The following is an 18,054-nucleotide window of genomic DNA, read 5'->3' on the forward strand; positions in this document are numbered from 1 at the left end:
ATTTCGACTTATTTTAAAATTTTATTGAAAATTACGTTAAATAGGTTACAGTTACGCTCACAAGAAAGGACTACAATTGAATTGTGAATTTTCTAATATTTTTATAAGGAGGTCGCCTATGGGAGTAAGAACAGGGGCGCAATATATTGAGGGGTTAAAATCACGAAAGCCGGAAGTTTGGCTTTATGGTCGTAAAGTGACAAATGTTTTTGAGGAGCCTGTATTTCAACAGCCAATCTTGGAAATTGCCAAGCTGTATGATATGCAACATGATCCAGAATATCGCGATCAAATTACTCATATATGCGAAGAAACAGGAGAAAGAGTGAACAACGCTTTTTTAGTACCAAAAAGTTATGAGGATCTAATGAAGCGTAGAGCTGTATTTGAAGCATTTGCTAAGGCAACATTTGGCTTAATGGGTAGAACACCTGACTTTTTGAATGTCGTAGTTACCTCCATGTACCATAATGCATGGTTCTTTGAAAAATACAATAAAAATTGGGCGGATAATATTCGAAATTATTATAAGTACTTGCGTGATAATGATTTATTTTTAACCCATGCCATCATAAACCCACAAAATGACCGCAGTAAATCATCCCATGAGCAAAAAGATATGTTTACTCATCTAGGGGCTGTTAAGGAAACACCAGATGGTTTGGTGGTTCGGGGAGCAAAAATGTTGGCGACCCTTGCCCCAATCACAGATGAGGTTATCATTTATTCCTTCCCAGGATTTAAACCAGGAGATGAGCGTTACGCATTAGCCTTTGCGATTCCGATCGACACACCGGGGCTCCGGATTATTTGTCGTGAACCAATGCAGGATGGTACCCGCTCATTGTTTGACCACCCGCTGGCATCAAGGTTTGAGGAAATGGATGCCCTATTAGTTTTTGATGATGTCGTTGTTCCGTGGGATCGAGTCTTTTTATATAACAATGTCGAAGCGGCGAATCTGCTTTATCCAATGACGGGAGCAGGACAGCAACCGGCCCATCAGTCTGGAGTCAGAGGACTGATCAAGCTTCAATTTGCGACAGAAGTCGCCATGAAACTTGCTGATTCTATTGGAGTGGATGTCTATTTGAATGTCCAAAATGATTTAGGAGAATTGGCACAATCGCTTGAATCGATTAGAGCCCTTCTAAGAGTGGCGGAATTGGAATATACCATTACCGAACATGGGGAAGCCATGCCTGCTTATATACCGCTTGAAACGATCAGAGGACTGCTTCCGAAAATGTATCCCCGTGCCATTGAAGTGATGCAAATTATCGGTGCAGGTGGGTTGTTAATGTCACCAACTGGCGCTGATTTTGAAAATGAAGAATTAAGAGATTCTATTGATAATTACTATGTTGGAAGAGAAGGGGTATCCTCTTTTGATCGAGTAAGTCTGTTTAAACTGGCTTGGGATTTATGTGGAGAAGCGTTTGGACAGCGTTTGCTTCAATACGAACGATACTATACCGGCGATCCGATTCGGAAAAGAGGGATTTTTTACAATAATTTTAAACGTATGCATGCACCTGATTTGGTGGAAGAAGCGCTAAAAGTAAGTATGTTAAAAAAAGAAATGGCGGCAAAGTAAGATTCCTACTGGGAAAGGAGCCAGAAAAAGATGAAACTATTAGGTATTTCCGGCACGCTTATAGGAGCAAAAACAGGCATTCTTGTTAAAAAAGTGTTGGAAGAAGTGAAGCAAAACCATCCGGAGATTGAGGTGGAATATCTTGACTTGATGGACTACGATATTCAGTTTTGTGACGGCCGCAGCCCTTCTGCCTATTCAGAAGATACGAGGACAGTTATTGAAAAGGTATCTGCCGCAGATTTCTATATTATTGGAACTCCTATTTTTCAAGGTTCCATCACAGGAGCATTAAAAAATTTGTTCGACTTAATCCCTCCAAATGATTTAAGAAACAAAGTGATGGGATTTGTGGCCAACGGAGGAACTTATCAGCATTATTTGGTCATCGAAAATCAATTAAAACCGATTGCTGGATTTTTCCGGGCCTTTGTCGCACCAAGCTATGTTTACGCAAATAGTGATCATTTTAATAAGCAGAATGAAATTGTTGATTCGGATTTGTTGGAGAGAATTTCTCGATTAGCCGAAGAAGTGGTCCATATGCAGAAAGCATTAAAAGCTGACTATAGCCAAGTAAAATAAAAAACTAATAAGGAAAGGGAGAAGAAGAATTATGAAAGGTGTAAAAAGTAAATTCTTACCCATTAATCTTATGAAATTTATTGAAGAACATAAGGATGAGCTCAAGCCGCCTGTAAATAATAAGGTGATTTGGAAGGATGCTGAATTGATGGTCATGCTCCTAGGCGGACCAAATAAGAGACGAGATTTCCATGTCGATCCTTCGGAAGAAATCTTCTATCAAATTAAAGGGAGCTGCTATGTGGAAGTCATTAATGATGAAGGAAAGCGTGAAGTGGTAGAGGTAAAGGAAGGCGAAATGTTCCTGTTGCCAGCCAATGTCCCTCATTCCCCTCACCGTGTTGCCGATACGATTGGTTTAGTGATCGAGCGGAACCGTGCCGAAGGAGAATTGGAGGATTTCGTATGGTTCTGTGATAAGTGTGATCATGAAATGCATCGCGTGACAATCCAGTTAACAAATATCGAAGTACAGGTTAAGGAAGCCATTGAAGGATTTAACGGTAGCGAAGAATTAAGGACATGTAAAAATTGCGGATACGTGATGCCTCCAGAAGCGAGTGAGTGGCAATGCGAGTAGATTTTCATACTCATATCATTCCGGAGAATTTCACGGAACTAACCCGGAATCTAACGGGTGAGCGCTGGCCGAAGCTGGAGAGAACCTGTGCCTGTGGTGCCAATATTATGGTGGCTGGGAAGGTTTTTCGTGAAGTAACAGATCAAGTGTGGAGTCCGGAAAAACGAATTGCTGATATGAAGCGCGAATCGGTAGATATGCAGGTATTATCCCCTATTCCTGTCACTTTTTCTTATTGGGCACCTGCTGAGGAAGCAGAAATCTTGGCTCGAATTCAGAACGATTTTATTGCGGAAACCGTTAATCAATATCCTGATAAATTTATCGGTTTAGGGACCGTTCCATTACAGGATGTGGAGAGAGCCATTCGTGAAATGGACCGTTGCATTCATGAGTTAGGATTAAAAGGAATTGAGATAGGCACAAATGTAAACGGTAACAATTTGGATGACCCAACTCTCATTGAATTTTTTGAGATGGCGGAAAAATGGGAGGTTCCGCTTTTCATCCATCCATGGGAAACATTGGGCAAAGAGCGGATGCCCCGTCATAATTTGATGTACACAGTCGGGATGCCGAGTGAAACGGCCCTTGCAGGAGCAAGCCTTATTTTAGGCGGTGTGATAGAAAGATTTCCAAAGTTGAAAATTTGTTTTGCTCACGGTGGTGGGTCTTTGCCATACTTGCTGCCGCGTCTTGACCAAGGCTGGAAAGTCTGGCCACATTTACGATTACTGAACCATCCACCAAGCTATTATGCTAAGAATTTTTATTTTGATTCATTGGTGAATGACCCTATTAATCTGAATTATTTATTGAGTAACTTTGGCCACGAAAAAATTATTATGGGATCTGATTATCCATTCCTCCTAAGAGAGGTCCCGCCGGGGAAGGTCATTGATGAGACAGTAGGACTGACCAATGAACAAACGGAAGCTATGCTTGGAAGAAATGCACTTCGGTTTTTGAATATACCGGTAAAAGCAGAGGTGTGAGGGAGATGAAAAATCATACGGTTACACCGGAGGAGCGATTAGTGGAACTAGGATTGACATTGCCTCCTCTCCGGCCGGCAGCCGGCAATTATGTGAGCTGTGTACGGACAGGAAATTTGCTTTTCACCTCCGGGCAAGGGACAGATGAATACCGAGGTCAGCTGGGCAAAGATGTTTCCGTTGAAACAGGTTATTTGGCAGCTCGACAATGTATGTTAAACCTGCTGAGCGTGGTCAAACATGAATTGGGAGACTTAAGCAAGGTAAAGCGGATTGTTAAAGTACTAGGTTTTGTGAATAGTACCCCAGATTTTACTGATCAGCCAAAAGTGATGAATGGAGCATCTGATTTACTTATTCAAGTTTTTGGGGAAAAGGGCAGGCATGGAAGATCCGCTGTTGGAATGGCACAGCTTCCATTAAATAATGCAGTTGAAGTGGAAATGGTGTTAGAAGTAGAGGAGCAGGAGGCGATATGATGAACGTAACTAAGCAGCAGGTCATAAAAGACGCAAAGCTCTTCATTAACGGGGAATATCGAGAAGCTTTTTCAGGAAAAACCTTTGATACGATTGACCCTGCAACGAATAAAAAACTCGCTTCCGTTGCGGAGGCAAGTGTGGAAGATACAAAATATGCGATTGAAGTGGCCCAACAAACCTTTGAAAGTGGTGTTTGGAGTGAAATGCCAGTCTCTGAAAGGTCTAAAATTTTGTGCAAAATGTCCGACTTGATAATGGAGCGAGTGGATGAACTGGCATTGGTGGAAACCCTTGATGTTGGAAAGCCGATTAAAGAAAGCCGTGGGTTCGATATCCCGAGGGCGGCAGCCAATCTGCGTTTCTTCGCGGAAATGGCCAATTATATCCATCATGAACATTATGATCAATCAAAGTATATGTCTTATGCCAAGTATGCGCCTGCTGGTGTGACAAGCTTAATCATACCTTGGAATCTTCCTTTTATGCAGATGACCTGGAAGGCTTCTGCTGCCTTGGCAGCGGGGAATACAGTGGTTGTTAAGCCCGCCTCCTATACACCTTTAAGTGCGGTGTTGCTTGGAGAGATTGCCAATGAAGCTGGCCTACCTCCTGGAGTATTAAATATTATTACAGGTCCAGGAGCGACCGTAGGAACTGCTATGACCAACCATCCATTTGTACGGCGTATTTCTTTTGTAGGGGACAGTACAACCGGTAAGACGGTTATGCAAAATGCAGCTTCTCAATTAATCCCGGTTTCTCTAGAACTTGGCGGAAAATCAGCCAATATTGTTTTTGAGGATGCGGACTTAGATGAGGCAGTGGCCGGATCGATCGAAGCGATTTTTAGAAATCAAGGGGAAATCTGCCTAGCTGGATCTCGTCTTCTCGTTCAGGAGAGCATTTATGATTTATTCCTTGAAAAATTTGTTGCCGCCGTTCGTAACATTAAGGTAGGAAACCCGTTAAGTGAAGAAACGGATATGGGAGCATTAGTTTCTAAGAGCCATCTCGAAGCAGTAGATCATTATGTTCAAATCGGACTTTCTGAAGGGGCAAAGCTGGCAATTGGTGGAAAGAGAATCCATGAGCTTGGAGAAGGTAATTTCTATGAGCCGACGGTTCTTTATGATGTCGAGAATAAAATGAGAGTTGCTCAAGAAGAAATCTTTGGTCCTGTCTTAGTTGTCATTCCATTTAAAACGGAGGAAGAGGCCATACGTATTGCCAATGATTCCATTTATGGTTTGGCAGGTGTCGTCTGGACGAATGACCTTCGCCGGGCACACCGGGTAGCTGCCAAAGTCAATTCCGGATTACTTTGGATCAATTGTTGGTATTACCGCGATTTACGAACACCATTTGGTGGAGCAAAAGCTAGCGGTATCGGCCGGGAAGGTGGTCGCCACAGCTTTGAATTTTATACGGAAGCAAAGACAATCACTTTAAAGTTATAAAACGAGGTATGCGATCTTGCATTAATAGTCATAGTTTTTTAGAGAAAGAGTGAGGATATGAATCTACAATTAGAGAAGATTGCGGACAATCTTTTTATGGCAGAACGCAATAGAAAGCCTATAGCTCCATTAACTCAAATGTATCCTGAACTATCGGTAAAGGATGCCTACATGGTTCAGTTAGAAGTGATGAGTAGAAAAGTTAGTGAAGGACGTAAAGTCATTGGAAAAAAGGTAGGGTTAACAAGCGTAGCCATGCAGAAGATGCTTGGGGTGAACGAACCAGATTATGGTCATTTATTTGATGACATGAAGGTAGAAGACAACAGCATCGTAAAAATGAATGAACTCCTAAGCCCTAAGGTAGAAGCAGAGATTGGCTTTATTCTAGGGGAAGATTTAAAGGGGCCGAATATTACTTATTTAGATGTAATGATGGCCACCGAATATGTCGTGCCAACACTCGAAATCATTGACAGTCGAATTGAAGATTGGAAGATTCAATTAGTAGATACAGTTGCTGATAACGGTTCATCTGCAAAAGTGGTAACAGGTAGCCAATTGACCAAAATTGAAGGAATCGATTTGCGGACAGTTGGAATGGTTTTGTATAAAAATGGGGAAATGGTTGCCACGGGGGCGGGAGCCGCTGCACTTGGTCACCCAGCCCATGCTATTGCCTGGTTGGCTAATAAATTATCAGAATTTGATATCACTCTGAAGGCAGGGGAATTAATCCTCCCAGGAGCGTTATCTGCCGCACTTACAGTCCAAAAAGGGGATAAAATTTCTGCCCATTTTGGGAAGCTTGGTTCTGTATCAGTAATTTTTGAATAAAGAAGGAAAGAAATGGGCAAAAATCAAAGCTTTGGTCATGTACTCAAAATGGAGGTATTGCGGATGCCATTAACAAAGGGCATTGATAACAAAATAGTAGACTATTTATATTCTGCGGAAAAAGAGAGACGTGAAGTAGAAAAGATTTCGGATCAATATCCAGATCTGAATTTGGAAGAAGCCTACCGAATACAGGAAAAACTAATTCAAAAACGAGAAGAGGATGGCTGTCGCCGAATTGGCTTAAAGATTGGTTTGACCAGTAAGGCCAAGCAAGAAATGATGGGAGTTCATGAGGCAATTTATGGGTATCTAACCGATGATATGCTAGCATTGGAATGGGAACCTATAAATTTTCAGGAATGGATCCATCCAAAGGCAGAACCGGAGATTGCTTTTATGATTGGAGAAGACTTGTTGGGGACCAATGTGACTGCGGAGGATGTTATCAGAGAGACGAAATATGTTGCGCCTGCTATAGAAATTATTGACAGCCGCTATGTAAACTTTAAGTTTACTCTAGCCGATGTGATTGCTGATAATTGTTCCTCATCCAAATTTGTTGTTGGCAGCAAGTGGGTATCACCTAAAACCTTAAATTTGGAGGACATCGGTATGGTGATGTCAAAGAACGGTGAGATTGCTCAAACTAGTTCCGGTGCGGCGGTGTTAGGTCATCCTGCTGAATCTGTTGCTTGGTTGGTCAATAAGTTAGGAGAAGCTGGGAAAGGGATTAAAAAAGGGGATATTATTCTAAGCGGTGCTATTTCAGAGGCCATTTCTTTTGCGCCTAATGATAACATTTTGGTCCAGTTTGATGAATTAGGTAGTGTTTCATTCAGTTGTAAATCTAGTAACTAGTTTTTTAGTTTTACCGAAATACAGGTTCCGATAAGATAGGAGAGCAAGAAATGCCGATCATACAAGTACAAATCTTAGAAGGCAGAACGGACGATCAAATTAGAGAACTGATAGCTGAACTAACTCAATCAACAGTAAAATGCTTGGACGTAAAGCCCGAACAAGTCCGTGTCCTTGTCCAAACCATCCCTCAAAAATATTGGGGAGTTGGAGGGAAAACAAAAGAATCATTCCTATCTACTAACCAGTGCAAAATGTAAAGCACTGGTTTTTTTGTGGAATAAATATTGAAAGTTTGTAAGCGTCAATCATTAATATGGAAGATTTGTAGGAATGTGATATATAGATTATTTTAATATTGTTGTATTTCCAGACAAAACCATTCGAAGACATTCTAGTTGATGTTATAATCTTAGTGTATAATGAGGACGGACTCATGAAGCAAAACTTGTTACATCAACGACCGTCCATATAGAGGAGAGAAAGTAAGATGTTAAACACCAAAAATCAAATGAGAATTGAAAAGGATTTCTTAGGAACAAAAGAAGTTCCAGCAGATGCCTATTACGGAGTACAAACTCTCCGTGCGGTAGAAAACTTTCCGATCACCGGTTATCGAATCCATGAGGAATTAATTAAGGCAATGGCAATGGTGAAAAAAGCGGCAGCGCTTGCAAACATGGATGTGAAACGTCTCTACTCCGGGATTGGAGAGGCTATTGTAAAAGCGGCAGATGAAATGATTGAAGGGAAATGGCACGATCAAATTATCGTTGATCCAATCCAGGGTGGGGCAGGTACATCCCTTAATATGAATGTTAATGAAGTGTTGGCTAACCGTGCCATTGAAATCATGGGGAAAGAGAAGGGAGACTATTTCCACTGCAGTCCAAACACTCATGTCAATATGTCACAATCAACGAATGATTCTTTTCCAACTGCCATCCATATTGCTACGTTAAAGTTATTGGAAAAATTATTGAATACAATGGAAGATATGCATTCCGTTTTTAAGCAAAAGGCTGAGGAATTTAATCATGTAATTAAAATGGGGCGCACCCACTTGCAGGATGCGGTTCCAATTCGTCTAGGCCAAGAATTTGAAGCCTACAGCCGTGTCATTGAACGTGATATTAAGAGAATTAAACAATCACGTCAGCATTTATATGAATTGAATATGGGAGCAACAGCAGTTGGAACCGGTTTAAATGCCGATCCACGCTATATTGAATTAGTAGTTAAATATCTTGCAGACATTAGTGGAATGCCACTAGTGGGTGCTGAGCATTTGGTAGATGCCACTCAAAATACAGATGCTTATACAGAGGTATCAGCGGCATTGAAGGTATGTATGATTAATATGTCCAAAATTGCCAATGACCTGCGTTTAATGGCCTCTGGTCCAAGAGCTGGTTTAGGAGAAATTTCGTTACCAGCAAGACAGCCAGGATCTTCCATTATGCCGGGGAAAGTAAATCCGGTAATGGCGGAATTAATCAATCAAGTAGCATTCCAAGTTATCGGTAATGATCATACGATCTGCCTTGCATCTGAAGCAGGACAGCTTGAACTAAATGTAATGGAGCCGGTTCTTGTATTTAATTTGCTACAATCAATCAGCATTATGAACAATGCCTTCCGTACTTTTACTGACCATTGTGTAAAAGGGATTAAAGCGAATGAAGAAAGATTAAAAGAGTATGTGGAGAAAAGTGTTGGCGTCATTACAGCGGTTAATCCACATATTGGGTACGAAGAAGCAGCCCGCATTGCAAGAGAAGCAATTTTGAGCGGTGCACCTATCCGGGATCTTTGTTTGAAATATGATATTCTTACGGAAGAAGAGCTCGATTTGATTTTAGATCCATATGAAATGACTCATCCAGGAATCGCAGGTGCTAAATTACTAGAAAGAGATTAAAAATTGTGTTCCTTTGAGGCCACAAGGACTGCAATGATGTTTTTTTAAAAATGCTATTTTTATCTGGATTGATGATTGGCTACGGATGAATGCTTAGAAGCAGCGGCAGGCTGTTCTAGTAGTTCGTGACAGCTGATCATGAAAAAGCTTCCAAGATCAGTTTGAGTGAAAAGTATATATATAGAAAAGGTGTCAGACAACCGTTTGCGGGAACTGACACCTTTTTTTGTTAAACCATAAAATATCACAGGGTGATGACTGTTTAATTGTTAATTATTTGGCAAATAATAAGGCAAAAGTATTTTGTTTGAATGTTACATAATCATATTGTATACTTATATTGAGTAACATGAATTTAAGGGGTACTATTAGATGGAGTATGTTGAGGCTCTAAGAGACATCAAGCAAATTAATGCCATAAAAAGATATTTAAAAAAGCATTCTGAAAGAGATTATGTTCTCTTTGTATTCGGAATTAATACAGGCCTAAAGATTAATGAACTATTGGACATTAAGGTAGGTGATGTTCTAGAGAGCGAAAACTGTGTAAAGGATTTTTTTCTGCTTACCAATAATGAATTAAAAAGTCCTAAAGAAATTTATCTTAATCAAAAAGTAAAAAAGGCTGTTCTCCACTTTATTGAAGCCAATCATTTAAACAAAGGTGATTATTTATTTAAGTCCTCAAAAACACAAAAACCGATTACCCGGCAACAGGCCTACCGTATCATTCATCAAGCGGCAGAAGCCGTTGGTATAAAGGGGAAAATTGGAACGAATTCAATGAGAAAAACTTTTGGATATCATGCCTATAAACGCGGAGTTGCCATATCATTGCTTCAAAAATATTTTAATCATGCTACTCCATCAGAAACTCTTAAGTATCTTGGAATTTCTAAAGATGAAAAAATTAGAACAGAAATTGATGTAAACCTATAAGAATAAAACTAAACCTAAATAATAAAAGGAGGATTTAAATCATGAATATTAGAGAAAGGGAACTTCCAGGTATTGGATGTAAATTTGAAATTACAACAAAGAATCAAGAAAAAATAGTGATTGTTATCCATGATGATGGTCGACGAGAAATCTATCATTTTGATTCAGATGATCAAGATGAAGTGCTTAGCAATGTTACATTATCCGATTCTGAGGCAAGACAAATTGCAGGCATCTTAGGTGGCATGTCCTATAAACCTAAAGCATTAGAAACGGTTGACTTTGCCTTTGATGATTTATTAATAGAATGGTTTCAAGTTGAACCTAATGCACCGGCAGTTAATAAAACAATTGGAGAAATTGATATTCGAAATAACTTTGGCGTTACCGTGATTGCCATTAAGAAAAAGAACACCAAGAAAACGCATAACCCAGGTCCTGAAACGGTTATTGAGGTAGGTGACACATTAGTCTTTTCGGGAGAGCGGCATCAAATAAAGGAATTAATTAGTCAACTATTATCTAATAAGGGGGGAGGAGTATAGATGAATGATTTAGTATTGGAAGTCGGCACTGCTCTTATCCTTGTGGCATTTGGATCCATTATTGCAAACAAGCTGAAGTTTTCCATTATCCCATTTTTAATCATTTTAGGGATGTTAGTGGGTCCACATGCCCCACAGATAGGGATCATTGATCTAACCTTTATTGAAAGTAATGATATTATTACATTTTTAGGAAGAATTGGTGTATTATTTCTACTATTCTATTTAGGGCTAGAATTTTCGGTCGGCAAACTAATGAAATCAGGACGAAACATAGTGGTAGGTGGCAGTATCTATGTAGCTATTAATTTTGTTTTGGGACTTTTATATGGTTTCATAGTTGGTATGCCATGGATCGAAGCCCTGATTATTGCTGGACTTCTTAGTGTCTCATCCAGTGCCATTGTGGCGAAAGTTCTTGTTGATTTAAAAAGAACAGCCAATCCAGAAACAGAACTAGTCCTTGGTATCATTTTATTTGACGATATTTTCCTCGCTTTATTTTTAACGACCATGTCAGGTGTATTACTAGCGGGCACTACTTCTTTCCTCGGTATTTTCACGTCTGTAATTATTTCAGTTGGTTATATGCTCATGTTTTTTGTTATTGCCCGAAAAGGTGCTCCATTACTAAATAAATGGTTAAATATTAAATCTGACGAGATTTTTATCATCGTGATTTTTGCCATATTGTTTTTTGTTGCTGGATTTTCGGAAACGCTTCATGTCGCTGAAGCGATCGGTGCTCTTTTACTAGGTTTAGTTTTCTCTGAAACAGAGCATCGCGATCGCATTGAACATTTGGTTGTTCCTTTTAGGGACTTCTTTGGAGCTATTTTCTTCTTCAGTTTTGGATTAAGCATTGATCCAGCAACATTAGCGGATGCAATTTGGTTAGCATTAGGTGCAGCTTTAGTAACCATTATTGGGAATTTTGTTGCGGGTATAATTTCTGGTAGAAGAGCGGGGCTATCTCATAAGGCGTCTACTAATATTGGTTTAACCATTATGGCTCGTGGAGAGTTTTCGATTATTGTAGCAAACTTAGGAGTTACTGCAGGATTGAATACGATCCTAACTCCTTTTACAGCTTTATATGTTCTTATTTTGGCGATAGCAGGTCCGCTTATGGCGAAAGAAAGTAAAACTATTTACAAATATTTAAATAAGATTTTTAAATGGAAAAAGGAAACAGAAAGAAAAAAAATAGAAGTGCCTGGGGACTAATGGGCATAATGACGAAGGTGTTCCAAAAAATTGGAACACCTGTTTTATTGACAGAAAATTTGGATAAAAGGTAAAATAATTACAATATTTATAAAACTTACGAACATAATTCGATAATGTCGAATAGAAAGGGAAAGTGTATGACTGAACGTCTTATTCAATCCATTGAAAGAGCTGCAGATGTTCTTGAATTGTTTTTAACTTCTTCCGAAGAACTTAGTTTGAAGGAAATGAGCGATAGGCTCGGATTATCCAAAAGTACGGTTCATGGCATTATTAAGACACTTGAGTATAGAGGGTATTTGAAGCAAAATCCAAATAACCTGAAATACAAATTGGGGTTGAAGTTGTTTGAACTAGGAAACAAGGTTAGTGACCAGTTTGACTTAAGTAAATTAGCCCGTCCAATTATAAAAGAATTGGTAGATGATCTGAAAGAAACTGTTCATCTTGTCGTTTTTGAACGGGGAGAAGTGATTTATGTTGAAAAAATGGAAGGACCACAGGCGATAAGAATTTATTCACAGGTAGGCAAGAAAGCACCGATTCATTGTACAGGTGTCGGAAAATCAATTCTTGCCTTTCAAGATGAGGAAGAAATGGAAAGACTTTTATCTAACACTGAATTGAAACCGTATACAGAATTCACTATGACAGATAAAGAGGAAATCAAAAAGCATTTACAAACCATTCGAGAACAAGGCTATGCAACAGATGATGAAGAAATTGAACTGGGGCTTAAATGTGTCGCCGCTCCTATATTTGACCATCATGGCAAGGCGATAGCTGCTATTAGTTGTGCCGCTCCAAAATTTAGGATGGGAGATGAAAGGCAGACGGAAATTATTCGACGGATTAAAGAAGCGGCGGCAATGATTTCACGAAATATGGGTTATCAACAAAAACCTGCACATGTGTAGGGTTGGATTATGTTTAATAAGTTTAGAGGAGGAGAATGGATTTGGCGAAAGTAAAAGTAGCAATTCTAGGTTCAGGGAATATTGGAACAGATCTAATGATGAAGCTTGGGCGTTCCGATGTATTGGAGCTTACCTCAGTCATTGGAATTGACCCAGAGTCAGAGGGGTTAAAACGTGCCAGAGAATTAGGATACACTGCTATTGATACAGGAATTGAAGGATTTCTTGAACGTCCAGAACTCGCGGATATTGTGTTTGACGCCACCTCAGCAAAAGCACATATCCGCCATGCAAAGCTATTAAAAAAAGCGGGGAAAAAAGTCATTGATATGACGCCGGCAGCAAGAGGACCGTTTGTTGTTCCAGCTGTCAACATGGGGACAAATTTGGACGCAGATAATATCAATCTCATTACATGTGGTGGTCAAGCAACGATTCCGATGGTACACGCAGTAAATCGGGTGAGTCCGGTTGAATATGCCGAAATCGTGGCTACGATCTCAAGTCGGAGCGCAGGGCCAGGAACTAGGGCAAACATCGATGAGTTTACCGAAACGACGTCACGGGGAATTGTAGAGATTGGCGGTGCAAAGAAAGGGAAAGCCATTATCATTTTAAATCCAGCCGAACCGCCCATTTTAATGAGAAACACAGTTTATGCTCTTGTTGAAGAGGGAACGATGGATGAAGCAAAAATCGTTGAATCCATTAAACAAATGGAAAAAAACGTTCAATCGTATGTTCCTGGATACCGCCTACGGACAGACCCTATCATTGACGGCAATAAAATTACTATCTTCCTTGAAGTCGAAGGTGCGGGTGATTATTTGCCGAAATACTCTGGCAATCTCGATATTATGACAGCAGCAGGGGTAAAGGTAGCAGAAGAATTCGCCAAAAATCAATTAGCCAAACAGCTAGTGTAATAGAAAGGAGATAACTAGAACATGACTAGAGATATTTATATCACGGAAGTCGCCTTACGTGATGGGAGCCATGCGATCTCACATCAATATACGGTTGAACAGGTAAGAAAAGTAGCCAAGGCGTTAAATGATGCAGGTGTTCCATATATTGAAATATCCCATGGCGATGGACTAGCCGGCTCATCCTTACAGTATGGTCTTTCCCGTACAAATGAAATGGAATTAATTGAGGCAGCTGTAACTGTGGCCGACCGTTCAAAAATTGCGGTTCTCCTTCTTCCGGGTATTGGGACGGTAAAAGAACTGAAAGAAGCGGCCAAATTAGGAGCGAAAATGGCGCGTATTGCTACTCATGTGACCGAGGCAGATGTTGCTTTACAGCATATACATGCCGCTAAAGATTTAGGGATGGAAACAGTCGGGTTTTTAATGATGGCTCACATGGCTCCTATTGAAAAATTGGTAGAACAGGCAAAATTAATGGAGAGCTACGGGGCGGATACCGTTTATGTGGTTGATTCGGCCGGTTATTTGCTTCCGGATCAAGTTGCCGAAAGAATTCGTGCTCTTAAACAATCGATCGGAGTAAATGTAGGTTTTCACGGCCATAATAATTTATCTCTGGCGATGGCCAATACACTTGCTGCTATTAAGGAGGGGGCTACTCGCATTGACGGCAGTGTTCGTTGCTTAGGAGCTGGTGCTGGCAATACGCAAACAGAGGTGCTTGTCGCCGTTCTAGACCGTATGGGAATCAAGACAGGGGTAGATTTGTATAAAATGATGGATCTAGCTGAAGATATTATCGCCCCTATTTTACAAACACCGCAGGAAATTACAAGGGACAGCCTTACATTGGGATATGCGGGTGTATACTCAAGTTTTGCTCTCCATGCTAAACGGGCCGCGGCCAAATTTGGAATTGATTCCCGTGATATTTTAATAGAACTTGGTAAGCGAAAAGTGGTTGGGGGGCAAGAAGACATGATTGTAGATGTCGCAGCTGAAATCGCGAAGTCCAAGGCTATCTCCATTTAATGTCAATACACTATGTAATTTCCCTGAATTTTTGAGAAGCAATTCCTTTAGTTAATAAACCAATAACGATATAATGGAATTATAAGTCATCATTTTGCCAAACTTTTTTCTAAATAGGAGTGTAACAGGGGGAAATGGAATGTTACTAGCGGCGGTTTCAGGGGTAATTGGTTTTTTCTTGGTTTTTATTGAGTCGATGATAGTCATGAAACTAAAAGGCTATGTAACCATTGAATTTGGTGGAATTGCCCCGTTTGTCAATATATGGGCTATGAATTTCTTTTTGGCTTTTACCATCCTTACACAGGTAACAAACTGGTTGGTGAATAAAGAGGATTTAATGAAAAATAATCGCTTTTAATCGAACTAAACAATAAAACGCCTCATTCGCGAAATGCGATAGAGGCGTATTTTTTGGATGTTAAGCATTTTGTTTTACTCGATAATCTGTTTTCCATGTTGTTTTACGAATAAATGGTACGACCCAGCGATCTAATCCGTAGCGACCAGCATTATAGCCTGCAGCTAAGATGATGAATCCTAGGAAAATGTCCGTTGGGTTGTGAGAAACCGTTCCTGCGAGGAAGAAAGAGAAGTTCATCACTAAGCCAAAGAACATCGCAGCAGTGGTTAAGCAACCTAATAGTAATCCCAAACCAACTAATGTTTCACCCCAAGGAATGAGAAAGTTGAAGAGTTCAACATTAGGTAAGGCAAAGCCTTGTAAGAAATCTACATACCAACCATAAACAACGCTTCCGTCAGGACCTTTCACCGGATTGGCAACGGCATTTTTCAAAAAACCAGAAGCGTCAAATCCACCAGTTATTTTTCCCAGACCTGCTGTGAACCAAGAATATCCAAGATATAAACGCAATACGGTTAAAATACCAGCGGCAATTTTGTTTTCCCTTAGAAATGTGTTAAACATATGAATACATCTCCTTAATGAAGAGTAAGTTATTTATTACACTATTAATATAGCAAATGTTTCTTAAATGGAGACGATTATGTTCACTATTTCACATATTAGTCAAAAAGACTTGAACATTTTGTTACAGTTCAATGGTCATGAAAAATAGATAGGTCAACATCATGTATTTCCAGTGTTTAATAGTATTCATGTAATGGTGTCTCTATAGGATGGTAAGGGAATATTTGATATAATAAAGGAAATTTTCGATTGAAGGATGATGGCATTGAGGAATCAGGAGTGCTATGGATTATTGTTGGATGTGGAAACGACAGGTTTAGGCCCAACTACAGATGAGGTCATTGAACTTGCTTTAAAGCTTTTTACTTATCGAGAGGATACAGGTGAAATCATAGAAGTTTTAGATGAAGATTCTTTTTTAAGGGAGCCGATATCGGATTCAGCTCGTAGAAATTATGATAGGGCCTTTCAAGTCCATGGTATCCCCTATGAACTTGTGCGTGGAAAGAGATTCAGTGATGTAAAAATAAGAACCTATTTTCATAGGGCAGATGCGGTATTTGCCCATAATGCTTCCTTTGACCGTAGTTTTCTATACCATATGTATCCAGAGGTTAATGACATGAAGTGGTATTGTACGATGAGGAATGTACCATGGAAGCAATATGGTTTCCCTAATGGAAAATTAATTACGCTGCTTGAAGCCCATGAAATCACCCATATTCAAACACATAGAGCGATGGATGATATTACATATTTAATGGAATTGCTTAAAAAAAGGAGCCCAAAAGGGAACTTATATCTTCAGGAAATATTAGAATACGGTCCAATGAGAAAATACAAGCCAGCTGCATCAAGAGCAAAATTGGGATAAGAAAACCGTCATGCCGTTTGCTGCATGGCGGTTTATTTCTATTTGAGCCTTATTTTAATAGACATAGAAAATCATAGAAAAAATGTTTGCCTCACGAGGAAAGGAGAATATGCTCATTATTTAATGTTTGATAAGTATCTTTTTTCAATGATATGGCGGTGGTGAATTTCATGGCCGGCAAGAATGTAAGCGATCGCTCGGGTAGTGACCTTGGTGTTATTGGCGTTCCCTTCGTTTGTCCAAGCCTCAGTTGGCATGTTTTCTATTAAAGTAATGGTGGCTTTTCTTGTGGCAATAAAGTCATCAAGGATTTTCTTTACAGGCAATTCATTGACTTTAGAATGATTGACAAAGAATTCCTCGTCAAATCCTGCCAAAGGTGTTTTGTCGCCGCGACCGATGCGCATGAGCCGGTAGCTCATGATTCTTTCAGTATCTGTAATGTGACCAAGGACTTCTTTAATACTCCATTTCCCTTCCCCATAACGGTAATGACTGTCTTCTTCCGAAATTCGGTCAAAAAGATCCATCATTTTCTTAAGATTTTCTTGAAGAATTGGAATCAAATCCCCTTCAGGTACTAATGATACATACGGAACATAGTAGTCTGGGTACTCATTAACCTCTGGACGTTGAAGCAACAAAATCCTCTCCCCTCTCATCAATTTTATCAATCATCGAACATCCTCATTTATGTAGGATTAACTTCATTGTAGTCCTTCTTTCAAAAAATTACCATAAAAAAAGCCGCTACCCGGTTTGTTCACCTAAGCAACAGCTCTTACTTCTTATTTTCATATTTTTTCAAAACGGACGCGTTTATGAATGAGGTACATAATTGGCATGCCGACAGCCAATACAACAAATTCACCCGCGGCCGTAGTTAACCAAGTAAATAGGAATGGTAGATCAAATGCTAAATGAAGTTCAAGTGCAATCAAGAACATGGTAAACGTAAATACAAGTGTATTAATCATCATTCGTTTCCAAATGCTTTGAACATAGCGCGCAGAAACGATTGTTATGGTCAATGCAAGTAAAGATTGGCCAACACCGAAAATGAGGTCATAGGCCATCATCGGGGAAAAGAATAGGTTCGTTAAAAATACACCTAAAATAATCCCGTATAGGTACTTTTTGTTGAAAACGATGAGATGGTTAAATATTTCCGAAACACGGAACTGAACTTGTGTAAACCCAAATGGTGCAATCATGGCTGAAACGGCAATATACAATGCCGCCACAATTCCGTTCACAACAATACTACGTACCTTGCTGCCTTCTCTGCTCGTTGTTTGACGAGCATTTAACATGTTTGTTGTATTTTCCATATGAA

At 39.7% G+C, this 18,054-nt stretch carries 21 protein-coding genes; 18 read left to right on the forward strand and 3 right to left on the reverse strand.

What is annotated here, in order from left to right; all coding sequences use genetic code 11:
- The first annotated feature begins 118 nt into the window (after positions 1–118).
- The 17 genes from G4Z05_RS06195 to G4Z05_RS06275 all read left to right on the forward strand — a co-directional run bounded on the left by G4Z05_RS06195 (position 119) and on the right by G4Z05_RS06275 (position 15,271).
- Positions 119–1,597 carry a 4-hydroxyphenylacetate 3-hydroxylase family protein gene (locus G4Z05_RS06195; protein WP_163251009.1) on the forward strand — a complete coding sequence of 493 codons (1,479 nt, stop codon included), beginning with the start codon at positions 119–121 and terminating at the stop codon, positions 1,595–1,597.
- A 30-nt stretch (positions 1,598–1,627) separates the two neighbouring features.
- Entirely contained in the window at positions 1,628–2,182 is a 555-nt protein-coding gene (locus G4Z05_RS06200; RefSeq protein ID WP_163251011.1) for an NADPH-dependent FMN reductase, read from the forward strand.
- Between the two features lie 31 nt (positions 2,183–2,213).
- Positions 2,214–2,762, forward strand: coding sequence for a 3-hydroxyanthranilate 3,4-dioxygenase (locus G4Z05_RS06205; protein ID WP_163251013.1), 549 nt, complete (start codon positions 2,214–2,216; stop codon positions 2,760–2,762).
- Positions 2,753–3,757, forward strand: a complete 1,005-nt coding sequence (locus G4Z05_RS06210; protein WP_163251101.1) for an amidohydrolase family protein — start codon at positions 2,753–2,755, stop codon at positions 3,755–3,757. Before G4Z05_RS06205 ends, G4Z05_RS06210 begins: the two co-directional genes overlap by 10 nt.
- A 5-nt stretch (positions 3,758–3,762) precedes the next feature.
- Complete coding sequence (locus G4Z05_RS06215) at positions 3,763–4,236, forward strand: RidA family protein (RefSeq protein WP_163251015.1); 474 nt, start codon at positions 3,763–3,765, stop codon at positions 4,234–4,236.
- Entirely contained in the window at positions 4,236–5,696 is a 1,461-nt protein-coding gene (locus G4Z05_RS06220; protein ID WP_163251016.1) for an aldehyde dehydrogenase, read from the forward strand. Before G4Z05_RS06215 ends, G4Z05_RS06220 begins: the two co-directional genes overlap by 1 nt.
- Before the next feature lie 57 nt (positions 5,697–5,753).
- On the forward strand, positions 5,754–6,533 hold the full coding sequence (locus G4Z05_RS06225) for a 2-keto-4-pentenoate hydratase (protein WP_163251017.1): 780 nt from the start codon (positions 5,754–5,756) through the stop codon (positions 6,531–6,533).
- 63 nt (positions 6,534–6,596) lie between these two features.
- Complete coding sequence (locus G4Z05_RS06230; RefSeq protein ID WP_163251102.1) at positions 6,597–7,394, forward strand: 2-keto-4-pentenoate hydratase; 798 nt, start codon at positions 6,597–6,599, stop codon at positions 7,392–7,394.
- Positions 7,395–7,444: 50 nt separating this feature from the next.
- Complete coding sequence (locus G4Z05_RS06235) at positions 7,445–7,654, forward strand: 2-hydroxymuconate tautomerase family protein (protein WP_163251018.1); 210 nt, start codon at positions 7,445–7,447, stop codon at positions 7,652–7,654.
- A 230-nt stretch (positions 7,655–7,884) separates the two neighbouring features.
- Positions 7,885–9,315 carry an aspartate ammonia-lyase gene (gene aspA, locus G4Z05_RS06240; RefSeq protein ID WP_163251019.1) on the forward strand — a complete coding sequence of 477 codons (1,431 nt, stop codon included), beginning with the start codon at positions 7,885–7,887 and terminating at the stop codon, positions 9,313–9,315.
- A gap of 372 nt (positions 9,316–9,687) precedes the next feature.
- The gene (locus G4Z05_RS06245) at positions 9,688–10,254 is read left to right on the forward strand and encodes a tyrosine-type recombinase/integrase (protein WP_163251020.1); all 567 of its coding nucleotides are present in this window, start codon (positions 9,688–9,690) and stop codon (positions 10,252–10,254) included.
- A 41-nt stretch (positions 10,255–10,295) separates the two neighbouring features.
- On the forward strand, positions 10,296–10,799 hold the full coding sequence (locus tag G4Z05_RS06250) for a cation:proton antiporter regulatory subunit (protein ID WP_163251021.1): 504 nt from the start codon (positions 10,296–10,298) through the stop codon (positions 10,797–10,799).
- On the forward strand, positions 10,800–12,026 hold the full coding sequence (locus tag G4Z05_RS06255) for a cation:proton antiporter (protein WP_163251022.1): 1,227 nt from the start codon (positions 10,800–10,802) through the stop codon (positions 12,024–12,026). It begins immediately after the preceding gene.
- A 140-nt stretch (positions 12,027–12,166) separates the two neighbouring features.
- The gene (locus G4Z05_RS06260; protein ID WP_163251023.1) at positions 12,167–12,946 is read left to right on the forward strand and encodes an IclR family transcriptional regulator; all 780 of its coding nucleotides are present in this window, start codon (positions 12,167–12,169) and stop codon (positions 12,944–12,946) included.
- Between the two features lie 41 nt (positions 12,947–12,987).
- On the forward strand, positions 12,988–13,872 hold the full coding sequence (locus G4Z05_RS06265; RefSeq protein ID WP_163251024.1) for an acetaldehyde dehydrogenase (acetylating): 885 nt from the start codon (positions 12,988–12,990) through the stop codon (positions 13,870–13,872).
- A gap of 21 nt (positions 13,873–13,893) precedes the next feature.
- A complete protein-coding gene (gene dmpG, locus G4Z05_RS06270) occupies positions 13,894–14,910 on the forward strand; it encodes a 4-hydroxy-2-oxovalerate aldolase (RefSeq protein ID WP_163251025.1) in 1,017 nt (338 codons plus the stop codon).
- A gap of 139 nt (positions 14,911–15,049) precedes the next feature.
- Positions 15,050–15,271, forward strand: a complete 222-nt coding sequence (locus G4Z05_RS06275) for a hypothetical protein (RefSeq protein ID WP_163251026.1) — start codon at positions 15,050–15,052, stop codon at positions 15,269–15,271.
- Positions 15,272–15,331: 60 nt separating this feature from the next.
- Here the strand turns inward: G4Z05_RS06275 and G4Z05_RS06280 are convergent, their stop codons facing one another.
- On the reverse strand, positions 15,332–15,841 hold the full coding sequence (locus G4Z05_RS06280) for a DoxX family membrane protein (protein WP_163251027.1): 510 nt from the start codon (positions 15,839–15,841) through the stop codon (positions 15,332–15,334).
- Between the two features lie 262 nt (positions 15,842–16,103).
- Here G4Z05_RS06280 and G4Z05_RS06285 point away from each other — a divergent pair, with 262 nt between their 5' ends.
- Positions 16,104–16,718, forward strand: coding sequence for an exonuclease domain-containing protein (locus tag G4Z05_RS06285; RefSeq protein WP_240465329.1), 615 nt, complete (start codon positions 16,104–16,106; stop codon positions 16,716–16,718).
- A 116-nt stretch (positions 16,719–16,834) separates the two neighbouring features.
- On the opposite strand, the gene G4Z05_RS06290 is transcribed toward G4Z05_RS06285, so the two are convergent.
- Both G4Z05_RS06290 and G4Z05_RS06295 read right to left on the reverse strand, forming a co-directional pair.
- On the reverse strand, positions 16,835–17,362 hold the full coding sequence (locus G4Z05_RS06290) for a DinB family protein (RefSeq protein ID WP_240465330.1): 528 nt from the start codon (positions 17,360–17,362) through the stop codon (positions 16,835–16,837).
- A 150-nt stretch (positions 17,363–17,512) separates the two neighbouring features.
- On the reverse strand, positions 17,513–18,031 hold the full coding sequence (locus G4Z05_RS06295) for a QueT transporter family protein (RefSeq protein ID WP_163251104.1): 519 nt from the start codon (positions 18,029–18,031) through the stop codon (positions 17,513–17,515).
- Positions 18,032–18,054 lie beyond the last annotated feature (23 nt).

The sequence above is a fragment of the Neobacillus thermocopriae genome, from assembly GCF_010975035.1.
GTDB classification, from domain to species: Bacteria; Bacillota; Bacilli; order Bacillales; family Cytobacillaceae; genus Neobacillus; species Neobacillus thermocopriae.

What these genes read in the sequence shown, in the direction of transcription:
- G4Z05_RS06200 (WP_163251011.1), top strand. Translation starts at nt 1,628, where the DNA reads ATGAAACTATTAGGTATTTCCGGCACGCTTATAGGAGCAAAAACAGGC.
- G4Z05_RS06255 (WP_163251022.1), top strand. Translation starts at nt 10,800, where the DNA reads ATGAATGATTTAGTATTGGAAGTCGGCACTGCTCTTATCCTTGTGGCA.
- G4Z05_RS06235 (WP_163251018.1), top strand. Translation starts at nt 7,445, where the DNA reads ATGCCGATCATACAAGTACAAATCTTAGAAGGCAGAACGGACGATCAA.
- G4Z05_RS06275 (WP_163251026.1), top strand. Translation starts at nt 15,050, where the DNA reads ATGTTACTAGCGGCGGTTTCAGGGGTAATTGGTTTTTTCTTGGTTTTT.
- G4Z05_RS06285 (WP_240465329.1), top strand. Translation starts at nt 16,104, where the DNA reads ATGGCATTGAGGAATCAGGAGTGCTATGGATTATTGTTGGATGTGGAA.
- G4Z05_RS06295 (WP_163251104.1), bottom strand. Translation starts at nt 18,031, where the DNA reads ATGTTAAATGCTCGTCAAACAACGAGCAGAGAAGGCAGCAAGGTACGT.
- G4Z05_RS06210 (WP_163251101.1), top strand. Translation starts at nt 2,753, where the DNA reads ATGCGAGTAGATTTTCATACTCATATCATTCCGGAGAATTTCACGGAA.
- aspA (WP_163251019.1), top strand. Translation starts at nt 7,885, where the DNA reads ATGTTAAACACCAAAAATCAAATGAGAATTGAAAAGGATTTCTTAGGA.
- G4Z05_RS06250 (WP_163251021.1), top strand. Translation starts at nt 10,296, where the DNA reads ATGAATATTAGAGAAAGGGAACTTCCAGGTATTGGATGTAAATTTGAA.
- G4Z05_RS06215 (WP_163251015.1), top strand. Translation starts at nt 3,763, where the DNA reads ATGAAAAATCATACGGTTACACCGGAGGAGCGATTAGTGGAACTAGGA.
- G4Z05_RS06260 (WP_163251023.1), top strand. Translation starts at nt 12,167, where the DNA reads ATGACTGAACGTCTTATTCAATCCATTGAAAGAGCTGCAGATGTTCTT.
- G4Z05_RS06195 (WP_163251009.1), top strand. Translation starts at nt 119, where the DNA reads ATGGGAGTAAGAACAGGGGCGCAATATATTGAGGGGTTAAAATCACGA.
- G4Z05_RS06230 (WP_163251102.1), top strand. Translation starts at nt 6,597, where the DNA reads ATGCCATTAACAAAGGGCATTGATAACAAAATAGTAGACTATTTATAT.
- dmpG (WP_163251025.1), top strand. Translation starts at nt 13,894, where the DNA reads ATGACTAGAGATATTTATATCACGGAAGTCGCCTTACGTGATGGGAGC.
- G4Z05_RS06220 (WP_163251016.1), top strand. Translation starts at nt 4,236, where the DNA reads ATGAACGTAACTAAGCAGCAGGTCATAAAAGACGCAAAGCTCTTCATT.
- G4Z05_RS06205 (WP_163251013.1), top strand. Translation starts at nt 2,214, where the DNA reads ATGAAAGGTGTAAAAAGTAAATTCTTACCCATTAATCTTATGAAATTT.
- G4Z05_RS06225 (WP_163251017.1), top strand. Translation starts at nt 5,754, where the DNA reads ATGAATCTACAATTAGAGAAGATTGCGGACAATCTTTTTATGGCAGAA.
- G4Z05_RS06245 (WP_163251020.1), top strand. Translation starts at nt 9,688, where the DNA reads ATGGAGTATGTTGAGGCTCTAAGAGACATCAAGCAAATTAATGCCATA.
- G4Z05_RS06280 (WP_163251027.1), bottom strand. Translation starts at nt 15,841, where the DNA reads ATGTTTAACACATTTCTAAGGGAAAACAAAATTGCCGCTGGTATTTTA.